The organism is Rossellomorea vietnamensis (assembly GCF_008180415.1).
Classification (GTDB): Bacteria; Bacillota; Bacilli; order Bacillales; family Bacillaceae_B; genus Rossellomorea; species Rossellomorea vietnamensis_C.
Genome location: NZ_VTEI01000006.1, coordinates 94,402 through 113,221, shown reverse-complemented (window position 1 = coordinate 113,221; position 18,820 = coordinate 94,402). Strand labels below are relative to the sequence as shown.

Sequence of the window (18,820 nt, the reverse complement as noted above, 5' to 3'; positions counted from 1 at the left end):
AAGTGAACATTTTGCAACATCTGTGTGCTTCTATTGTATCAAGGATGAAAAAGCTTTATACTAGATTAACGTGCAATTCTTTTGTGAAAAACTATCAGTATTTATATAATAGAGTCGTTCTTTTTTTGTGCCGCGGGTATCAGAACTCAACAGCCCCGGCACAGGTGAGCAGGAAAGGAGTCATTTTCGATGAATGAAGAACAGCGGAAGCTTGGTCAGCAAGCGGCTGATCCTACAAATAAAAAAACCGAAAAAGATTATTCAAAGTACTTTCAAAGCGTCTATATTCCCCCGTCACTGAAAGATGCCAAAAAGCGCGGGAAAGAATCTGTACAATACCATAATGATTTTAAAATCGATGAAAAGTACCGCGGGATGGGAAATAACAAAAAATTCTATATCCGCACTTACGGCTGTCAAATGAATGAACATGATACCGAAGTAATGGCGGGAATTTTCATGGCTCTGGGCTATGAAGCGACAAATACTACTGAGGATGCTGATGTTATCCTTCTTAATACTTGTGCGATCCGTGAAAATGCTGAAAACAAAGTGTTTGGCGAGCTTGGTCACTTAAAGCATCTTAAACGTGAAAAGCCGGAGCTTCTTATCGGGGTATGCGGATGTATGTCTCAAGAGGAATCGGTCGTCAACAAGATCCTGAAAACCTATCATCAGGTGGATATGATCTTTGGCACCCACAATATCCACCGCCTTCCAAACATTCTATCTGATGCTTATATGTCTAAGGCGATGGTTGTGGAAGTATGGTCAAAGGAAGGGGACGTCATTGAAAACCTCCCTAAAGTACGCCGCGGCAACATTAAGGCCTGGGTAAACATCATGTATGGCTGTGATAAGTTCTGCACATACTGCATCGTTCCTTATACTAGAGGTAAAGAGCGAAGCAGGAGACCGGAAGAAATCATCCAGGAGGTCCGCCACCTTGCAGCCCAGGGTTATCAGGAAGTCACTCTTCTTGGCCAAAATGTAAATGCTTATGGCAAGGACATTGAAGATCTCGAGAATTATGGTCTTGGTGATTTAATGGATGAGCTCCGTAAAATCGATATCCCGAGAATCCGCTTTACAACAAGTCATCCTCGGGACTTTGATGATCATTTGATCGAGGTTTTATCCAAAAAAGGGAACCTTGTGGAGCATATCCATCTGCCAGTACAATCCGGATCATCTGATGTGTTGAAAATCATGGCCCGAAAATATACTCGAGAAAGATTCCTGGAACTCGTAGGGAAAATCAAAACGGCAATGCCGGATGTTGCGCTGACCACAGACATCATCGTCGGGTATCCGAATGAAACGAATGAACAGTTCGAAGAAACACTTTCTCTATACCGGGAAGTCGGTTTTGAGTCAGCATTCACTTATATCTACTCTCCAAGAGAAGGCACACCTGCGGCAAAGATGAATGACAATGTTCCGATGGAAGTCAAGAAAGAACGTCTTCAGCGCCTTAACCAGATGGTCAATGATTATTCTAAAGAAGCACTAAAAGATTATGAAGGCAGAATTGTTGAAGTACTGGTTGAAGGAGAAAGCAAAAAGAATCCTGAAGTCCTTGCGGGGTATACACGCCGCAGCAAGCTGGTAAACTTTAAAGCTCCTAAAACGGCCATCGGCAAAATCGTAAAAGTTAAGATAACTGATGCAAAGTCTTGGTCGCTCAGCGGTGAAATGGTTGGGGAAGGCCTGATTGGCACAGAATTTCAAGAAGCGGCAGAGGTGAAATAATATGGCTAAATATACAAAAGACGATATTATGAAAAGAGCAGCTGATCTGGCAAACATGATCGCTGAAACGGAAGAAGTGGATTTCTTCAAGCGTGCAGAAGCGCAAATCCATGAAAACCAAAAAGTACGGGAAATGATCGCCAGCATTAAAAGCTTGCAGAAACAAGCAGTCAACTTCCAGCACTATGGTAAAGCAGAAGCGTTGAAAATGGTTGAAGCAAAAATTGAAAAACTGGAAGATGACATTGATGCGATTCCAGTGGTCCAAGAATTCAAACAGTCTCAAGTGGACGTGAATGACTTGCTTCAGATAGTAGCATCAACGATTTCCAACACAGTAACAGATCAGATCCTTACTTCTACAGGCGGAGACCTTTTAAGAGGGGAAACAGGATCACAAGTGAAAAATTCTGCTCCTGGCAGCTGTTCATAAAATCATCAAATAAAGAAGCGCTATCTTCAAGGTATGAATCCTGAAGATGGCGCTTCTTGTGTTTAGTATGGAATTTCCTTGCCTTTTCATCTTTTGTCATCGTTTTCCTCTCATGGGTGCTGAACTCCCAAGAAGCAGCTCTAAGACGCGTCACGTCCCTGCCCTCTGTCCTTATGGTATGTTCCCGTTTCTTTCTAGCCTTGCTTTTAGCCATTGTATTCACCTCTTATAGAAATTCCTCACACAGGAGGTATTTCTATTTAACCATGAACAGGGAAGGGAAGGAAGCCTTTTTAAACGGCTTTTTCAGAACTATTGTGGCTATATAACATAAATTCGGGATAGAACTTCCTTAATACACCATAATCATCTTGTTAAGCAGGTAAGCTAAAATCCTCCTTTCAGTATGAAGGATGAATCCGGAAGCATCGTTAAAATTTACAGCCTCTCAGTAATTTCTTTGGTTCGGATTGGGTTGAAAACTCTTTCTAAACAGTAGATGTCTTTTTTCTGAAAACGGGGCAGATGCTTTAAACAGACTGAATGAATAGGATATAGGCAGAAAAACTTTAAATCAGGCTAGAATCATTTTACAAGTTCAAGAATAAGCATCAACGGTATCCTGGTTCTTCTTTTATATTCCTCTTCATCGTGGAAGAGTTCCCTCCTGGGTGCAGCTTCCTTAACATTTTTTATTGTGAATCCAGCTGAAAGCACAAGAGAGAAATATTCTTCGAGTGTACGGTGATATTTAACGACTGAATGGTCCATCCAGGCCTCTACCCTTTTTCCAGATTCAAAATAGTTGTCGACTACCCAGTGGGTCCGCTTTTCTTTTCCAGAGAAATGATCGAAAGTGGAGGTCAGGACAGGATGCATGACTGAGAACACAAACTTGCCGTCAGGTTTTAATCCTGTATATACCTCCTTCAGTAGAGAATCCAGGTTTTCTATATAGTGAAGAACCATCCTGGAGATGATCAGATCGTACTCTGTCCGGTTCAAATTCAAATTCTCGAGATCGCCTAAACGGATAGCAGCCTTTGGGGAATTGATCGTAGAAATGGCTCTTTCCACCATGTTCTTCGACCCGTCAATACCTGTGTATTGGCTTGCTCCTTCAGCAAGCAGTTCTTTGCCGAATGTTCCATCCCCGCAGCCCAAATCAAGGATGTCCTTATTATGCACATCCCCGATCAGCTCGAAAATGACGGGAGTTTCCATGGCATTGTTGGGACTTTCTTTTCTTTGTCTTCTGGCCATGAAATTTTCAAAGAATTGTTTTTGTTCGTATACGCTGGCTCCTTTATGTAACAAAGCAAATCCCTCCTGATAAATGAAGTCTTTTTTTCTTTAACCATCATACTATAAAACGGAAACATATATATTTATTATTCATAATATTTACCATGGGATATTTCCGCCTGGCTTTCCGGCAGATGGGAAATTGGGAACATTCACTATACTGAAGCATACAATGAACTATCCCGAAACTAATTTGTCACCGATCAAAAAATACTCGCACAAACGTCTAGATGCCCGCATAAGATGAATTGAAAATGAATGAGGAGGTACGCTCGAATGGCAGAATACAGAGAGATCATTACCAAAGCGGTCGTAGCGAAGGGACGTAAATTCACTCAATCCCACCATACGATTAGCCCGCCGCATCATCCATCGAGCATTTTAGGCTGCTGGATCATAAATCACACGTACGAAGCCCACAAAGTCGGCAAGAAAGTCGAAATATCCGGTTTCTACGAGATTAACGTCTGGTATTCACATGATGACAATCGAAAAACTTCCGTAGTAACAGAGAAAGTGGAGTATTGTGACGTCATCAAATTGAAATACCGTGATCCTGACTGCTTAGATGATAAAGAGGTAAAAGCAATCGTACTGCAGCAGCCTAACTGTGTGGAAGCGGTTATTTCACCAAACGGCAATAAGATCATCGTACATGTAGAACGCGAATTCCAAGTTGAAGTCATCGGTGAAACAAAGGTTTGTGTATTGGTTAACCCGGATGGCTGTGACGATGACTGGGATTGCGACTTCGATGATGACGATTTTGAAGAGCTCAACCCGGACTTCCTGGAAGGGCTTGACGAAGAATAACGGAGACTAGGAAGACGGCCTCTTCCTAGTTTTTTTATTCATAAGGTGCAGTGATGGAAACTGCATCTTTTTGTTATGGGTTGATTCAATATATAAAAAGAGTAATATGGTAAAAGGGAAGGTTTGTTTTTAAAGCACATCTTTCGCAAGAGTTTCGGCTTTAGAAAAAAGTAATGGATTACATCTTTTGGCGCTAGGTTTGGAGGATAAAGCGGAGGGAACCAGACGCCCGCTAGTCCCGCAGGAGGCCTGGTGATTGCAAGGGAGATTCCGGGAGCGAGTAAAGTAAGACATTCATAACACATTCAAAAGCAGCATTTTTTAGAAAGGCTGATTTCTCATGAATGGCTGCTTCCGGAGAAAAATCTTAAAGTCAGGGTTTAACTGCCATGTGATAGATAAAGTGTGAGAAAGGCTTCCGAGAAATCAGCCAATTGATTGTAAAACATCGACTATTCCTGGCAGAAAAAATGATGAGGAGGATAATAAATGCAATTTGAAATGATCGGATTGGACCATGTCCAGTTAACGGCTCCAAAAGGTTCCGAGGAAAAAGCGCGTAAGTTTTATGGGGAAGTTCTTGGCTTAAAGGAAATGGCGAAGCCTGAAAAACTGATATCAAGCGGAGGCTGCTGGTTCATATGCGGAAGCCAGGAATTACATATTGGAGTAGAAAATGAATTTATTCCCGCTGTGAAAGCCCATCCAGGAATTGTGGTGAAAAATATTGAAGCGGTGGTAAGCCGCCTGGAAGAGAGCGGTTATCAAGTTAAAGAGGATACCCGCATAGAAGACAGGAAGAGAATTTTCGTTAATGACCCGTTTGGGAACAGAGTAGAATTTCTTGAGTATTATTAATGAGCAAGCCGCTTTCCTTGAGGGGGAGGCGGCTTAACTTTATTGCTTATTAATATAAATGTTAAAATACTTCAGCCTTTTTATGGTGCTCTTTACCGCCAGGACTGGACAGGCACTTCCCAACTAGGTATATGAGAAGATTCGAAGCCTGCAAACAGTAAGCGGTTCTTCTTATCAGGTCCGTTACTGTGGCTTTCAAATAACGGGAAAAATTTCCCCTAATTAATAAAAGACTCCGAAAAATGCTTAAATAACGGTAAAAATTCCCCTTATTTGATTCGAAATGCTCGAATCTTTATGCTTCTGCTTAATATAAGGGGAAAAAGTTCCCTTATCCCCAGCAAATTAAGTTCAAAAATATAAATAACGATAAAATCTTCCCTTATTTTTGAACGCCGGTGATTCAGGTTTTCAGAGGGCAGCTCTTTTCTTTCTTGCTTACGAGAGTAATTTTGGTGAGCTAGAGCATTAGCTTACCAAAACTATATTTAATAGCAACAAAGTTTACGAAAAGAGCCTTTTTCTAAGAGAGTTTTGCTTTAAATATTGCCTCTTTCTTTCTTACGTAGAGGAATTCTCCGCGTGGCAAACTTAAGACTTTTTAACCTGGGGGAAAATAACTCCGTATCCCTTTCCTGTTGTTTTCTTCAATATAAAAAAAGGACAGGCTGTGCTATAATTAGTGTTTGTAGATTACTAGATAAGATCGGAAAGGTTTGGTTGGCCAATGGCGACATACACTCCAATGATAATGCAATACTTAAAAGTGAAGGCAGAGTATCAGGATGCCTTTTTGTTTTTTCGATTAGGCGACTTTTATGAAATGTTCTTCGAGGATGCGATCAAAGCTTCCCAGGAACTTGAGATAACATTGACGAGCCGTGACGGAGGAAGCACAGAAAAAATCCCTATGTGCGGAGTGCCCTATCACTCGGCACCCAATTATATTGAACAGTTGATTGAAAAAGGCTTTAAAGTGGCAATATGCGAGCAAACAGAAGATCCGAAGCAGGCTAAAGGAGTCGTTAAAAGAGAAGTTGTGCAGCTTATCACTCCAGGTACTGTGATGGATGGAAAAGGTCTGCAGGATAAAGAGAATAACTATATTGCGTCCATCAGTATGTTTGAGGATGAAACGGCGGTTTTGGCCTACAGTGACTTGTCGACTGGGGAAACAAAAGTGACACAATTAACCTCTCGTTTTGATGACGCGATCAATGAGCTTGCTACGATCGGTGCAAAGGAAGTTGTTGTAGATTCAGAGTTTAATGAAGAACTGAAGAAAAGCATGATTGACAGGAACGGAGTCACCATTTCATATGGAAATGAGACGGAAATCACTGACAGCTTCGGTATGCTCATCGAAGAGGTCAAACAGGATAAGCTGAAGGTTGCTGTCTGCAGACTCTTAAACTACTTATTCAAAACCCAGAAGAGGAGCCTGGATCATCTTCAGAAAGTGGAAACCTATCAAATCCACCAATTCATGAAAATCGATTACTATTCTAAGCGCAATCTCGAACTGACTGAAACCATCCGTTCCAAAGGCAAGAAAGGTTCTTTGCTGTGGCTTCTTGATGAAACCATAACTGCCATGGGAGCCAGAATGCTTAAACGCTGGATAGACCGTCCGCTGATTGATCAGGAAGAAATCGAGAAGAGGCACAGCATGGTCGAGCTTCTGCAGGAACGTTTCTTTGAGAGAGAAGATATCAGGGAACTGCTTAAGGAGGTTTATGACCTGGAGCGGCTTGCCGGACGTGTGGCTTTTGGAAATGTTAATGCCAGGGACCTTATCCAGCTAAGAAAATCACTCTCACAGATTCCGCTGCTTAAAAAGCTTATCGGCGAGCTGGATGACGATATAGCAGATGAAATGCTGAAAACGCTGGACCCATGTGATGAGCTGACGGATACTCTCCATGATTCTCTTCATGAACAGCCGCCGCTTTCCATTAAAGAAGGAAACATCATCAAGGACGGCTTCCATGAAGAATTGGATCAATACCGCGATGCCAGCAGAAACGGGAAGAACTGGATTGCACAGCTTGAAAGAGAAGAGAGGGAAAGAACTGGTATCCGTTCACTGAAGGTCGGTTATAACCGGGTGTTCGGTTATTACATTGAGGTGACCAGAGCGAACCTTGGCGCCTTGGAAGAAGGACGGTACGAGCGGAAGCAGACACTGACCAATGCAGAACGGTTCATCACCCCTGAATTGAAAGAGAAAGAAGCCTTGATCCTGCAAGCTGATGAAAAATGTATCGACCTGGAGTATAACTTATTCCTAGAACTCAGGGAAAAAGTCAAAGAATATATTCCACGCTTACAAAAGCTCGCTAGGATTGTTAGTGAAATCGATGTCCTCCAGTGTTTTGCAACGGTGAGTGAGAAGAGGCATTATGTGAAGCCTTCCTTCAACCGTGAAAGAAGGATCGTCATTAAAGACGGCCGCCATCCTGTTGTAGAAAAAGTGATGGATGCACAGGAATATGTTCCAAACGACTGTTATATGGATCAAGAAAGGGAGATCCTGCTGGTTACAGGACCCAACATGTCCGGTAAAAGCACCTATATGAGACAGCTGGCCCTTACCGCTGTACTAGCTCAAATCGGTTGTTACGTACCGGCTCGTGAAGCCAGCCTGCCGATCTTCGACCAGGTGTTCACCCGGATAGGTGCAGCCGATGACCTGATTTCGGGACAGAGTACCTTCATGGTTGAAATGCTGGAGGCGAAAAATGCCATCACTAATGCTACCCAGGACAGCTTGATTCTTTTTGATGAAATCGGAAGGGGAACAAGCACCTACGATGGAATGGCATTAGCGCAGGCAATCATTGAATACATTCATAAAAAAATAAAAGCCAAGACATTATTTTCAACCCATTATCACGAGCTTACAATATTGGAGCAAGAATTGGTAAACCTGAAGAATATCCACGTTAGTGCTATGGAGCATAACGGAAACCTTGTATTTCTTCACAAGATCAAAGAAGGAGCAGCCGATAAAAGCTATGGAATCCATGTTGCCCAATTGGCTGAGCTTCCAGAAGAACTGATTACCAGAGCCAATGAAATTTTAGAGAAGCTGGAAAAGAAAACTGTCGATACGGTTACAGACAAAGTTCCTGCTCAACAGAACAGGATTGCAGAAGCCGCAGCCGGAGAGCAGCCGGCCCAGCTCTCTTTCTTTCAAGAGGAAAAAGCGGGCGTGCAAGGGGGCAATGGCTTAGGCAGAAAAGAAAGAAAGCTTATGGAAGAATTAAAATCCTTCGACATTCTAGAAATGAACCCCTTGCAGGCCATGAATGCACTTTATGATCTGCAAAAGAAATTGAAAAAATAAGGAGGTGTGAACATGGGAAAGATTTTTCAGCTTGATGATGCGTTATCTAACAAAATTGCCGCCGGAGAAGTTGTGGAAAGACCTGCTTCTGTTGTAAAAGAGCTTTTGGAGAATGCTATTGATGCAAACGGGGATGTTATCGAAATCCATGTAGAGGAAGCCGGGCTGGCTTCCATCCGGATCATCGACAATGGGGACGGTATCCTTGAAGACGATGTACTCACTGCTTTCAGCAGGCATGCCACAAGCAAAATCAAAGATGAAAATGACTTGTTCAGAATCCGCACACTTGGCTTCAGGGGTGAGGCACTTCCAAGTATCGCTTCTGTTTCCCATCTGGACATGCTTACCAGCACAGGTGACGGACCTGGAGTAAAGATTAAGCTGCAGGGAGGAAAGGTACTTGCACAGGAAAAATCTTCAAGCAGGCGGGGAACGGATATAACGGTATCGAATCTTTTTTTCAATACACCTGCACGGTTAAAATATATGAAAACGATCCATACAGAGCTTGGCAATATCACTGATGTAACAAACCGGATCGCCCTTTCACATCCTGATATATCAATCAAGCTCATACACAATGGCAAAACATTGCTTCATACAAATGGAAATGGAGATGTCCGGCAGGTGCTTTCAGCTATCTACGGAACCAATATTGCCAGGAAAATGGTCAGGATTGAAGCGTCGTCGCTGGATTTCTCAGTCAAAGGGTATATCTCTCTTCCGGAAATCACAAGAGCTTCAAGGAACTATATTTCAACCATGATCAATGGCAGATTCATCAAGAATTACGGTTTGGCCAAAGCCATCGGTGAAGGATACCACACACTTCTGCCGATAGGAAGATATCCAATTGTATTGCTGTCAATCGAAATGGATCCTTTATTGGTGGACGTAAACGTTCATCCTTCTAAAATGGAAGTGAGAATCAGTAAAGAACCTGAGCTGTTCGAACTGGTATCCGGTGCAATAAGAGATTCTTTTAAAACAAAAGAACTCATTCCATCAGGTTACAAAGAGCCAAAGCCAATGAAACCCCAGTCTGAACAGGGTGCGTTTACATTAGATCACCTGCCAGAAGAAAAAAGTATAGAAAAGATGCCGGAAAGAACCTTTCAGCAGGAAAACCTGCCTCCTAAGGAAGTTTTGGAGATGCTGTATAAAAACCCAGAACCGGTTGGTTTCGAAGAAGAGGAAGCTTCGGTGATTCATGAAGAGAAACCGGAAGTAGAAAAAACTACTCCACAAAGAACTCACCTGGTGGAGCAGGAAGAACCCAAGGCCTCAAGAGTTCCGCCTTTATATCCTGTCGGACAGATGCACGGAACATATATTTTTGCTCAGAACGAAAATGGCTTATACATCATTGATCAGCATGCGGCACAGGAACGCATCAAATATGAATACTTCAGGGAGAAAGTCGGAAAAGTGGAGAATGAACTCCAGGAAATGCTTGTTCCGATCACTCTCGAATATTCTGCAGATGAGTATATGAAAATCGTCGAGCACAAAGAAGAGCTTGAAAAGGTCGGCGTTTTTCTGGAGGAGTTCGGCTACAACAGCTTCATCATCCGCTCACATCCTCAATGGCTGCCTGCTGGCCAGGAAGGCGAGCTGATCGATGAAATGATAGAACAGCTTCTCAATATGAAAAAGGTTGATATAAAAAAACTTCGGGAAGAAGCGGCCATCATGATGAGCTGTAAAGCTTCAATCAAGGCGAATCAGTACTTGAGGAACGAAGAAATTTCAGCGCTGCTGGATGAACTGCGGCGGTCTGAGGATCCATTCACATGCCCGCACGGCCGCCCGATCATCATTCACTATTCAGTTTATGAGATGGAGAAGATGTTCAAGCGGGTTATGTAGGGAAAGAGGCTTATACGCAGTAGTGTATAAGCTTTTTTAAAACCTGCTATTAAAGCGGACCTCGCTGGCGTTGTGCGAAGCAGATATGTGTGCTGGTCAGGGGCTTTAAGCATGAAATTTATTTTATACAGCATGAAATCATAGAACTAGAAACTTGATGCAGTAAAAAAAGGCGTTTATACAGCATGAAATTCAAGAATTAGAGAGTTGATGCAGTATAAAGAGCGTTTATACAGCATGAAATCATAGAATTAGAGACTTGATGCAGTAAAAAGATCGTTTATACAGCATGAAATCATAGAATTAGAGACTTGATGCAGTAAAAAGATCGTTTATACAGCATGAAATCATAGAATTAGAGACTTGATGCAGTAAAAAGATCGTTAAAACAGCATGAAAACTTAGAATTAGAAACTTGATGCAGTAAAAAGGCCGTTTATACAGCGTGAAACCTCCAATCTCAGCATCCATGTTCATATAATTGCTTTGATAGACTACGCTCCGTCAGCGAGGTACATCAACACAAGCGTTTCTCATTTTAATGTACCTCGCTCCGTCGGCGGGGTACATCAACTCGGAGATTTCTCATTATGATGTCCCTCGCTCCGTCAGCGGGGTACATCAACTCGGGGATTTTTCATTTTAATGTACCTCGCTCCGCCAGCGAGGTACATCAACACAAGCGTTTCTCATTTTAGTGTACCTCGCTCCGCCAGCGGGGTACATCAACTCGGGGATTTCTCATTTTAGTGTACCTCGCTCCGCCAGCGGGGTACATCAACTCGGGGATTTCTGATTTTAGTGTACCTCGCTCCCCCAGCGGGGTACATCAACTCGGAGATTTCTCATTATGATGTCCCTCGCTCCGTCAGCGGGGTACATCAACTCGGGGATTTCTCATTTTAATGTACCTCGCTCCGCCAGCGGGGTACATCAACTCGGGGATTTCTCATTTTAATGTACCTCGCTCCTCCAGCGGGGTACATCAACTCGGGGATTTCTCATTTTAATGTACCTCGCTCCGCCAGCGGGGTGCATCAACTCGAGCATTACTCATTATGATGTCCCTCGCTCCGTCAGCGAGGTACATCAACACAATCGTTTCTCATTTTAGTGTACCTCGCTCAGCCAGCGAGGTACATCAACTCGGAGATTTCTCATTTTAATGTCCCGCGCTCAGCCGGTATCAACTGAACGCCTTTCCGAATTAAACTCAGGGAAAACCAAAACAGATGAAACCATATCAGACGTTAAGAGGTTACAATAGTATATAACTATCACCCAGAAAGAGGTGTCACGATGACATTCAAAGGTCAAAAAATTCTCCCGGCAGTCAGGTCGATGAAAGAATTCGATAAGATGCTGCAGACGAACTATGAATATGGTGTGTTCCTCGATTTGCATATCGGGATGCTTAACACGGTCTATCAGTATGCAAAGGAAAATAACCGGAAAATGTTCCTGCACCTGGATTTGATTCAGGGCTTGAAGGGTGATGAATATGGTGCGCAATATGTCTGCCAGGAAATCAAGCCGTACGGAATCATATCGACAAAAGGCAACGCGATCCAGCAAGCGAAGAAAAAAGGGGTTGTAGCGATTCAGCGTGCGTTCGTCCTTGACAGCTCCGCGATGGAGAGAAGCATGGAACTGGTGAAACACTCGAATCCTGATTATGTCGAACTTCTGCCTGGTGTTATTCCGAAAGTGATTAAAACCATCAAAACCGAAACAGGAAAGCCTGTTTTTGCAGGCGGGTTAATCGATACTGTCAATGAAGTCGAAGAAGCGATAGAAGCAGGTGCATCTGCCATTACCACTTCAAATAGAGAACTATGGAAGCATTTCAATCCGGATAAAGAGATTTGACAACGTTTCCATAATCTATTAATCTAAAACAAGTTAATGATTCGTGAAGAGAGAAGATGAGACTCACGCAGTTTATCGCCAGCGATAGTTGTGTGGGTTTTTCTGCTTTTTTTCAGAATCCTATGAAAAACTTTACTGGAAGAAGGAGTGGGAGCATTGGGAGAATACATATTATCTTTAGACCAGGGGACGACAAGTTCAAGAGCGATCCTTTTTAATAAAAAAGGCGAGATTGTCCATACGTCACAAAAGGAATTCACGCAGTATTTTCCTCAGCCCGGCTGGGTGGAACACAATCCGAACGAAATCTGGGGATCAATTCTGGCAGTGATCGCATCGGTTCTTTCTGAATCATTGGTGAAGCCTGACGAAATAGCGGCCATTGGAATCACTAATCAGAGGGAGACCACTGTAGTGTGGGATAAACATACAGGTGAACCGGTTTATAATGCAATAGTCTGGCAATCCCGCCAGACATCGGGGATTTGTGGTGAACTAAAGGAAAAAGGTCTCCAAGATACTTTCCGCAGTAAAACCGGGCTCTTAATCGATGCCTATTTTTCTGGAACCAAAGTAAAGTGGATACTGGAAAAGGTGGATGGAGCGAAAGCTAAAGCAGAAAAAGGGGATCTTCTTTTTGGCACGATGGATACTTGGCTGATCTGGAAGCTTACCGGCGGAAAATCACATGTAACTGACTACTCTAATGCTTCACGGACATTGATGTACAATATCTATGACTTGCAATGGGACCAGGAACTCCTCGATATATTAGGTGTTCCGGCAAGCATGCTTCCAGAAGTAAAGCCTTCTTCTGAAGTTTATGGAAAAACAGTGCCGTATCATTTCTTCGGGAAGGAAATACCGATTGCCGGAGTTGCAGGTGACCAGCAAGCGGCACTGTTCGGTCAGGCCTGCTTCTCAGAAGGTATGGCGAAAAACACATATGGTACCGGCTGTTTTATGCTGATGAATACAGGAGAAAAGGCAGTGAAGTCCGAACATGGTCTTCTCACCACAATTGCCTGGGGGTTTAACGGCAAGGTGGAATACGCACTGGAAGGTAGCATTTTTGTAGCCGGATCTGCCATCCAATGGCTCCGGGATGGAATGCGGATGATCAAGGATGCAAGCGAAACACAAGCCTATGCGGAGAGAACCGAGGGTAATGACGGTGTATACGTAGTGCCGGCGTTCGTTGGCCTTGGAACTCCTTATTGGGATAGCGAAGTACGAGGAGCGGTCTTTGGATTGACCCGAGGAACGTCTAAAGAACACTTTATCCGCGCCGTATTAGAATCCCTCGCCTATCAAACGAAAGATGTACTTACCGCAATGGAAGCTGATTCTGGGCTGGCCTTGAAAACGCTGCGTGTGGATGGAGGAGCGGTTAAAAATGACTTTTTAATGCAGTTTCAAGCCGACATTCTGAATACAGCTGTAGAGCGGCCGGTGGTAAATGAAACGACGGCGTTAGGAGCAGCGTACCTTGCAGGACTTGCTGTCGGGTATTGGAGTGATACCAGTGAGATTACCGCTCAATGGAACCTTGACCGAAAATTTGATCCTGCCATGCAAGCGGAAGAAATAGAAAAACATTACGGCGGGTGGCAAAAAGCAGTGAAAGCGGCAATGGCTTTTAAATAGGCTTTTTCCGTAAACTCTGTTGCTGAAAAATGGTAATATTGAAGAAAAGAGCTGCTCTTTCCCGATAAGAGATAAGATAAAACTCTTAGTATCCGGAGATATCCGAAAGCAGCAATCTATCCTAAAACAGCCTTTAAATTAAACCAAGACATAACATTTTTAAAAATCTGAAGGTTATGGTATTATAAACACAAGTTAATAAACGGTTAGAGAATTTAGAGAGACCTGACAACATTATGCTGCTTTCATAATGTTTGTTCACGGTCTCTTTTTTATTGTATACAACAGAAGCGGAGGAATGACAGATGAGTTTTTCGAGCTTGCAAAGAAGTCAAATCAAAGAAAAGTTAAAGAACGATTATTTTGACATCACAATCATTGGGGGAGGCATTACAGGAGCCGGAATCGCTTTGGATGCAGCGAATCGCGGCATGAAGGTCGCCCTCGTGGAAATGCAGGACTATGCAGCAGGAACTTCCAGCCGATCGACCAAGCTGGTTCACGGAGGCTTGCGGTATTTAAAGCAATATGAAGTGAAAATGGTTGCCGAGGTGGGAAAGGAAAGAGAGATCGTGTACGAAAACGCTCCTCATGTTACAACACCCGAATGGATGCTGCTGCCGATCCATAAAGGCGGGACCTTCGGGAGATTCAGCACCTCCATCGGATTACGGGTATATGATTATCTTGCCGGTGTAAAGAGGCTTGAACGAAGAAAAATGCTTTCTTCATCTGAAACGATGGAAAAGGAGCCTCTTGTCAAACGGGAAGGACTTAAAGGTGGAGGCTATTATGTTGAATACCGGACGGATGATGCCAGGCTGACAATCGAAACAATGAAGAAGGCGGTTGAGTATGGAGCAGCTGCTTTGAATTATGTGAAAGCAGAGCATTTCATTTATGAGGATAAAAAGGTAAAGGGAATTCAAGCCAAGGATGTGCTCTCTGGAGAAACATTTGAGATTCACTCTGAAACAGTTGTCAATGCATCTGGACCCTGGGTGGATGAAGTAAGGAAAAAAGATTACTCAATCAATAATAAAAAGCTTCGTCATACAAAAGGGGTACACATTGTGATAGACCAAAAAAAATTCCCTTTGAAGCAAGCCGTTTACTTTGATACACAGGACGGCAGGATGGTATTCGCTATACCCAGGGAAGGAAAAGCATATGTCGGCACAACCGATACATTTTTTGAAGGAGATGCCACTTCCCCAAAAATGACAGAGGGGGACAGAGAGTACCTGCTGAATGCGATTCACTATATGTTCCCTGATGTAAAAGTCACAAAAGAAGATGTAGAGTCGAACTGGGCAGGCATCCGGCCGTTGATTTATGAGAAAGGAAAAGACCCTTCTGAAATTTCCCGCAAAGATGAAGTCTGGGAAGGAGACAGCGGCTTGGTTACAATAGCAGGCGGGAAGTTGACGGGCTACCGGAAAATGGCGGAGCATGTGGTCGACCTCATTGCCAAGAGGTTGAAGCAGCAAACCAAGAGAGAGTTTCCAGGCTCCAGCACTAAACATCTTCCGTTATCCGGCGGAGATTTCGGGGGCTCATCAGGGTTCCAGAACTTTATAGATAAGAAAGCAATGGAAGCGGAACAATTCGGATTAAGCATTGATGCAGGACGGAAACTTGTTCAACAGTACGGATCGAATGCAGATGAACTTTTCAAAATGGCTCATTCTTACAAAAAAACAACAAAGTCTTCAAATAATGAACTGCCTGCCGAAATATATGCCATGCTTCTTTATTCCATCAATGAAGAAATGGCCGTCACGCCAATTGACTTCTTCATGAGAAGGACAGGTAAACTGTTTTTCAATATAGAATGGGTGAAGCAGTGGAAAAAAGAGATTGTCGAAATGATGGCTATCCTGCTTGACTGGAAACCGGGATTAAAGAGGCAATATCTCATTGACTTGGACAATGCAATTAGAGATGCACAAGTGCCGGTAATGTAACCAGAAACGATCATAAAAACCAGTAATCCAATGAGAAGCTGCCTGATTCTTTTCAATGATAAAAACCGTTCTGTGTCATGCACAGGACGGTTTATTTGTTTTCAAGGGAAGATTGTAGGGCTCGAGCTTTACTCTCTTTAATTATGAATCGATAATCTGAATGCTATTAAATAGTTAATACTAACTCTCCTTGTTATCTTTAAAAATTTTTATCGGCTTTTGTATTCGAGTTGCGCCTTCTTAACTGAGAAACAAACATTAATACGTTTTGAATGAATTATAAGTTTCGTCGGTACCAAAGAAAAGTTCTTTTTCATTCCAGAATTCTTTAAGAAATCCCCAAAAAGACCCGTCCATAGACGAGTCTTAAAATCACCCATTGGAAGTACGATAATTCTTTCCTTCTTCAGGCTTCTTGAAGTTATTTTCCCAAATTCTCTTTACAGGCTTTGGCAGTTGTTTAACGGCACCAACTGTATATTGAATGTTATCTTTCTTAGTATCAATATCTTCTTTGATTTCCTGGCTGTGTGTAGAAAGTTCATTGGTCTCCTCCTGCAGGGTTTGTGCTCTTTGCTGCAGGCTCTCTACCGTTTTATTCAAGTGGTTGATGGTCGGTTTGGTTTCCTTCATGAACTTAAAGCCTTTATATCCCAGGTATGCAATCGAGAGAACAAACAGGGCTATGCTTGCGTAAACAATGATCATGGAATACCTCCTAAATTTCTGCTGATTTTCAAGGGTAAGTTATTCTTTGTATCTTTGTTTACCCTTTAGATTATGAATAAAACGGTCTTTTGCGATGAGGAAAACAGTGGAAATATACGTTGCTAATCTTAAAGCAATGAGCTATAATAAAATCAAAATTTTTTTAATATTATGCAATGATGAAGAAGAGTATGCATGGATAAGACTTTAGAGAGCTGATGGCTGGTGGGAATCAGTGTCGGACCATGTTGAATGGGCTTCGGAGCATCCATGCCGAACAAATGGGCAGGCGGAGAGTTCTACCGATAAAAGGAACAGAGAGCATATAATCAGCTCTTTTAAAGATTACCTTTTTATTCAGGGTAAACGAAGGTGGCACCGCGGGTTTCTCGTCCTTTTTGGATGGGGGCTTTTTTTATTTGGCTCTTTTCGTAAACTTTGTTGCTATCCAATACTCATTCTGAAAAAAATAACCATGAACCGGAATAACCTGGTAATTATGAAAAGAAAAGAGCTACTCTTCCCGTTTTGAGAGAGAACCCTTAGTACCAGGGGAAAATCCGGCTATTTGGATTTTTCCGAGCAGCAATGTATGCGAAAACAGCCTTTTATCTTTAGGAGGAATTTATATGGAAAGACCAACAGCACTAACAGGGATAAAACCAACAGGACACCCTCATCTGGGGAATTATATCGGCGCGATCAAGCCAGCACTTGAAATGGCAAAAGACAACACCTCACAAGGGATTTACTTCATTGCGGACTACCATGCCTTAAACTCAGTTCAGGACCGCAAAAAATTTAAAGAGTATACCTACGAAATCGCGGCGGCTTGGCTTTCATTAGGGTTGGATCCGGAAAAGGTGATTTTTTACAGACAATCAGATGTTCCTGAAATTCTTGAACTCCACTGGATTCTCTCCTGTTTGACACCAAAAGGATTGATGAACCGGGCACACGCTTATAAAGCCAAAGTCGAAGAAAACGCGGCGGAAGGAAACGATTCTGATGCTGGCGTCAACATGGGGCTGTTTACGTATCCAATCCTAATGGCCGCGGATATCTTGCTTTTTAACTCAGATAAGGTTCCTGTTGGAAAAGATCAGGTTCAGCACGTGGAAATCGCAAGAGATATCGCGGATAATTTCAATCGTACTTTCGGGGAAGCCATCAAGCTGCCTCAATATGTGATTGAAGAAGAGACTGCTGTCATACCCGGGCTTGATGGAAGAAAGATGAGTAAAAGCTACGGAAACACCATCCCCCTTTTTGCAGAAGAAAAAGCTCTGAAAAAGCTCGTTAATAAAATTGTGACGGATTCTACGCCCCCGGAAGAGCCTAAGGAAGTGAAGGGTTCCTCGCTGTTCACTCTTTATAAAGAGTTTGCGGCTGCCCCTGAAGCTGCCTCCATGAAAGAGAAGTACAAACAAGGAATCGGCTGGGGCCAAGTGAAAAAAGAAATATTCGAAGTCATGAACAGGGAACTGAGCGAACCCCGCCAGAAGTATTATGAATATCTCGACAATAAGCAGGAAATTGATAAGATTCTTGAACGAGGGGCAGAAAAGGCAAGAAGCATTGCGTCTCTTCAACTCAAAAAAATCAAAGAAATGATCGGCTGCTAAAGATCGGGAGGAATCGATATGCAACTGCAGTTTTACAATGAAAAAGTGAAAGCCGAGCTATATAAGTTTTCACTTGCAGAAGAACAGCATCAATTTACGGCTTTGCCTTCAGAAGCATTAGAAATTGAAGACCGAAATAGACATCCAGTCGTCATAATGGATGGGGACATGGCAGTTGGTTTTTTTGTTCTTCATAAAGGACCAGTTGTTAAAGACTATTCACTTGAAACCAATGCCTTATTATTACGAGCTTTTTCCATTAATAAGATACAGCAAGGAAAAGGGTATGCCAAAACTGCCATGGAATTGCTTCCTTCGTTCGTCCTGGAACATTTTCCTGAAACACGTGAAATCGTCCTGGCTGTGAACGAAAGAAATTCAGCAGCGAGAACACTTTACCTGAAGTCAGCCTTTAAGGATGATGGGAAGAAACTTATGGGAAGGAAGGGCTTGCAGTCCATATTGACATACAAGTTAGATTAAAAAGGCTCTTTTCGTAAACTTTTGCTATTTGATACTAATTCAGAAGAAATATTAATCTCTAGAAGGAAAAATTCAGTAAAAATTCAGTAATATCGAAAAGAAAAAAGCTACTCTTCCCCGACAAGAGATAAAACTCTTA

13 protein-coding genes and 1 other annotated feature are annotated in these 18,820 nt (G+C 42.7%); of the genes, 11 read left to right on the top strand and 2 right to left on the bottom strand.

Annotated elements, in window-relative coordinates:
• Positions 1-189 precede the first annotated feature (189 nt).
• The gene (gene miaB, locus FZC78_RS12795; RefSeq protein ID WP_148940095.1) at positions 190-1,752 is read left to right on the top strand and encodes a tRNA (N6-isopentenyl adenosine(37)-C2)-methylthiotransferase MiaB; all 1,563 of its coding nucleotides are present in this window, start codon (positions 190-192) and stop codon (positions 1,750-1,752) included.
• A 1-nt stretch (position 1,753) separates the two neighbouring features.
• Complete coding sequence (locus FZC78_RS12790; RefSeq protein ID WP_113929965.1) at positions 1,754-2,185, top strand: RicAFT regulatory complex protein RicA family protein; 432 nt, start codon at positions 1,754-1,756, stop codon at positions 2,183-2,185.
• A 585-nt stretch (positions 2,186-2,770) separates the two neighbouring features.
• Here the strand turns inward: FZC78_RS12790 and FZC78_RS12780 are convergent.
• A complete protein-coding gene (locus FZC78_RS12780) occupies positions 2,771-3,448 on the bottom strand; it encodes a class I SAM-dependent DNA methyltransferase (protein WP_148940340.1) in 678 nt (225 codons plus the stop codon).
• A gap of 318 nt (positions 3,449-3,766) precedes the next feature.
• Here FZC78_RS12780 and cotE point away from each other — a divergent pair, with 318 nt between their 5' ends.
• The 7 genes from cotE to FZC78_RS12745 all read left to right on the top strand — a co-directional run bounded on the left by cotE (position 3,767) and on the right by FZC78_RS12745 (position 15,865).
• Entirely contained in the window at positions 3,767-4,303 is a 537-nt protein-coding gene (cotE, locus tag FZC78_RS12775) for an outer spore coat protein CotE (protein ID WP_113929967.1), read from the top strand.
• A 489-nt stretch (positions 4,304-4,792) separates the two neighbouring features.
• Complete coding sequence (locus FZC78_RS12770; protein ID WP_148940093.1) at positions 4,793-5,161, top strand: VOC family protein; 369 nt, start codon at positions 4,793-4,795, stop codon at positions 5,159-5,161.
• A 727-nt stretch (positions 5,162-5,888) separates the two neighbouring features.
• Positions 5,889-8,510 (top strand): DNA mismatch repair protein MutS, encoded by a 2,622-nt coding sequence (gene mutS / locus FZC78_RS12765; protein WP_148940092.1) that lies wholly within the window; start codon positions 5,889-5,891, stop codon positions 8,508-8,510.
• Between the two features lie 12 nt (positions 8,511-8,522).
• Positions 8,523-10,382: a DNA mismatch repair endonuclease MutL gene (gene mutL, locus FZC78_RS12760; RefSeq protein WP_148940091.1), complete on the top strand. Its 1,860-nt coding sequence runs from the start codon at positions 8,523-8,525 to the stop codon at positions 10,380-10,382.
• A 1,299-nt stretch (positions 10,383-11,681) separates the two neighbouring features.
• The gene (locus tag FZC78_RS12755) at positions 11,682-12,251 is read left to right on the top strand and encodes a glycerol-3-phosphate responsive antiterminator (RefSeq protein ID WP_148940090.1); all 570 of its coding nucleotides are present in this window, start codon (positions 11,682-11,684) and stop codon (positions 12,249-12,251) included.
• A 156-nt stretch (positions 12,252-12,407) separates the two neighbouring features.
• On the top strand, positions 12,408-13,898 hold the full coding sequence (glpK, locus tag FZC78_RS12750) for a glycerol kinase GlpK (RefSeq protein WP_148940089.1): 1,491 nt from the start codon (positions 12,408-12,410) through the stop codon (positions 13,896-13,898).
• A 305-nt stretch (positions 13,899-14,203) separates the two neighbouring features.
• Positions 14,204-15,865 (top strand): glycerol-3-phosphate dehydrogenase/oxidase, encoded by a 1,662-nt coding sequence (locus FZC78_RS12745; RefSeq protein ID WP_148940088.1) that lies wholly within the window; start codon positions 14,204-14,206, stop codon positions 15,863-15,865.
• A gap of 372 nt (positions 15,866-16,237) precedes the next feature.
• On the opposite strand, the gene FZC78_RS12740 is transcribed toward FZC78_RS12745, so the two are convergent.
• Positions 16,238-16,573, bottom strand: coding sequence for a DUF948 domain-containing protein (locus tag FZC78_RS12740; protein WP_148940087.1), 336 nt, complete (start codon positions 16,571-16,573; stop codon positions 16,238-16,240).
• Between the two features lie 167 nt (positions 16,574-16,740).
• Positions 16,741-16,973, top strand: a binding site (T-box leader).
• A gap of 229 nt (positions 16,974-17,202) precedes the next feature.
• Here FZC78_RS12740 and FZC78_RS12735 point away from each other — a divergent pair.
• On the top strand, positions 17,203-18,198 hold the full coding sequence (locus tag FZC78_RS12735; protein WP_148940086.1) for a tryptophan--tRNA ligase: 996 nt from the start codon (positions 17,203-17,205) through the stop codon (positions 18,196-18,198).
• Between the two features lie 18 nt (positions 18,199-18,216).
• Positions 18,217-18,681: a GNAT family N-acetyltransferase gene (locus tag FZC78_RS12730; protein ID WP_148940085.1), complete on the top strand. Its 465-nt coding sequence runs from the start codon at positions 18,217-18,219 to the stop codon at positions 18,679-18,681.
• The last annotated feature ends 139 nt before the right edge of the window (positions 18,682-18,820 follow it).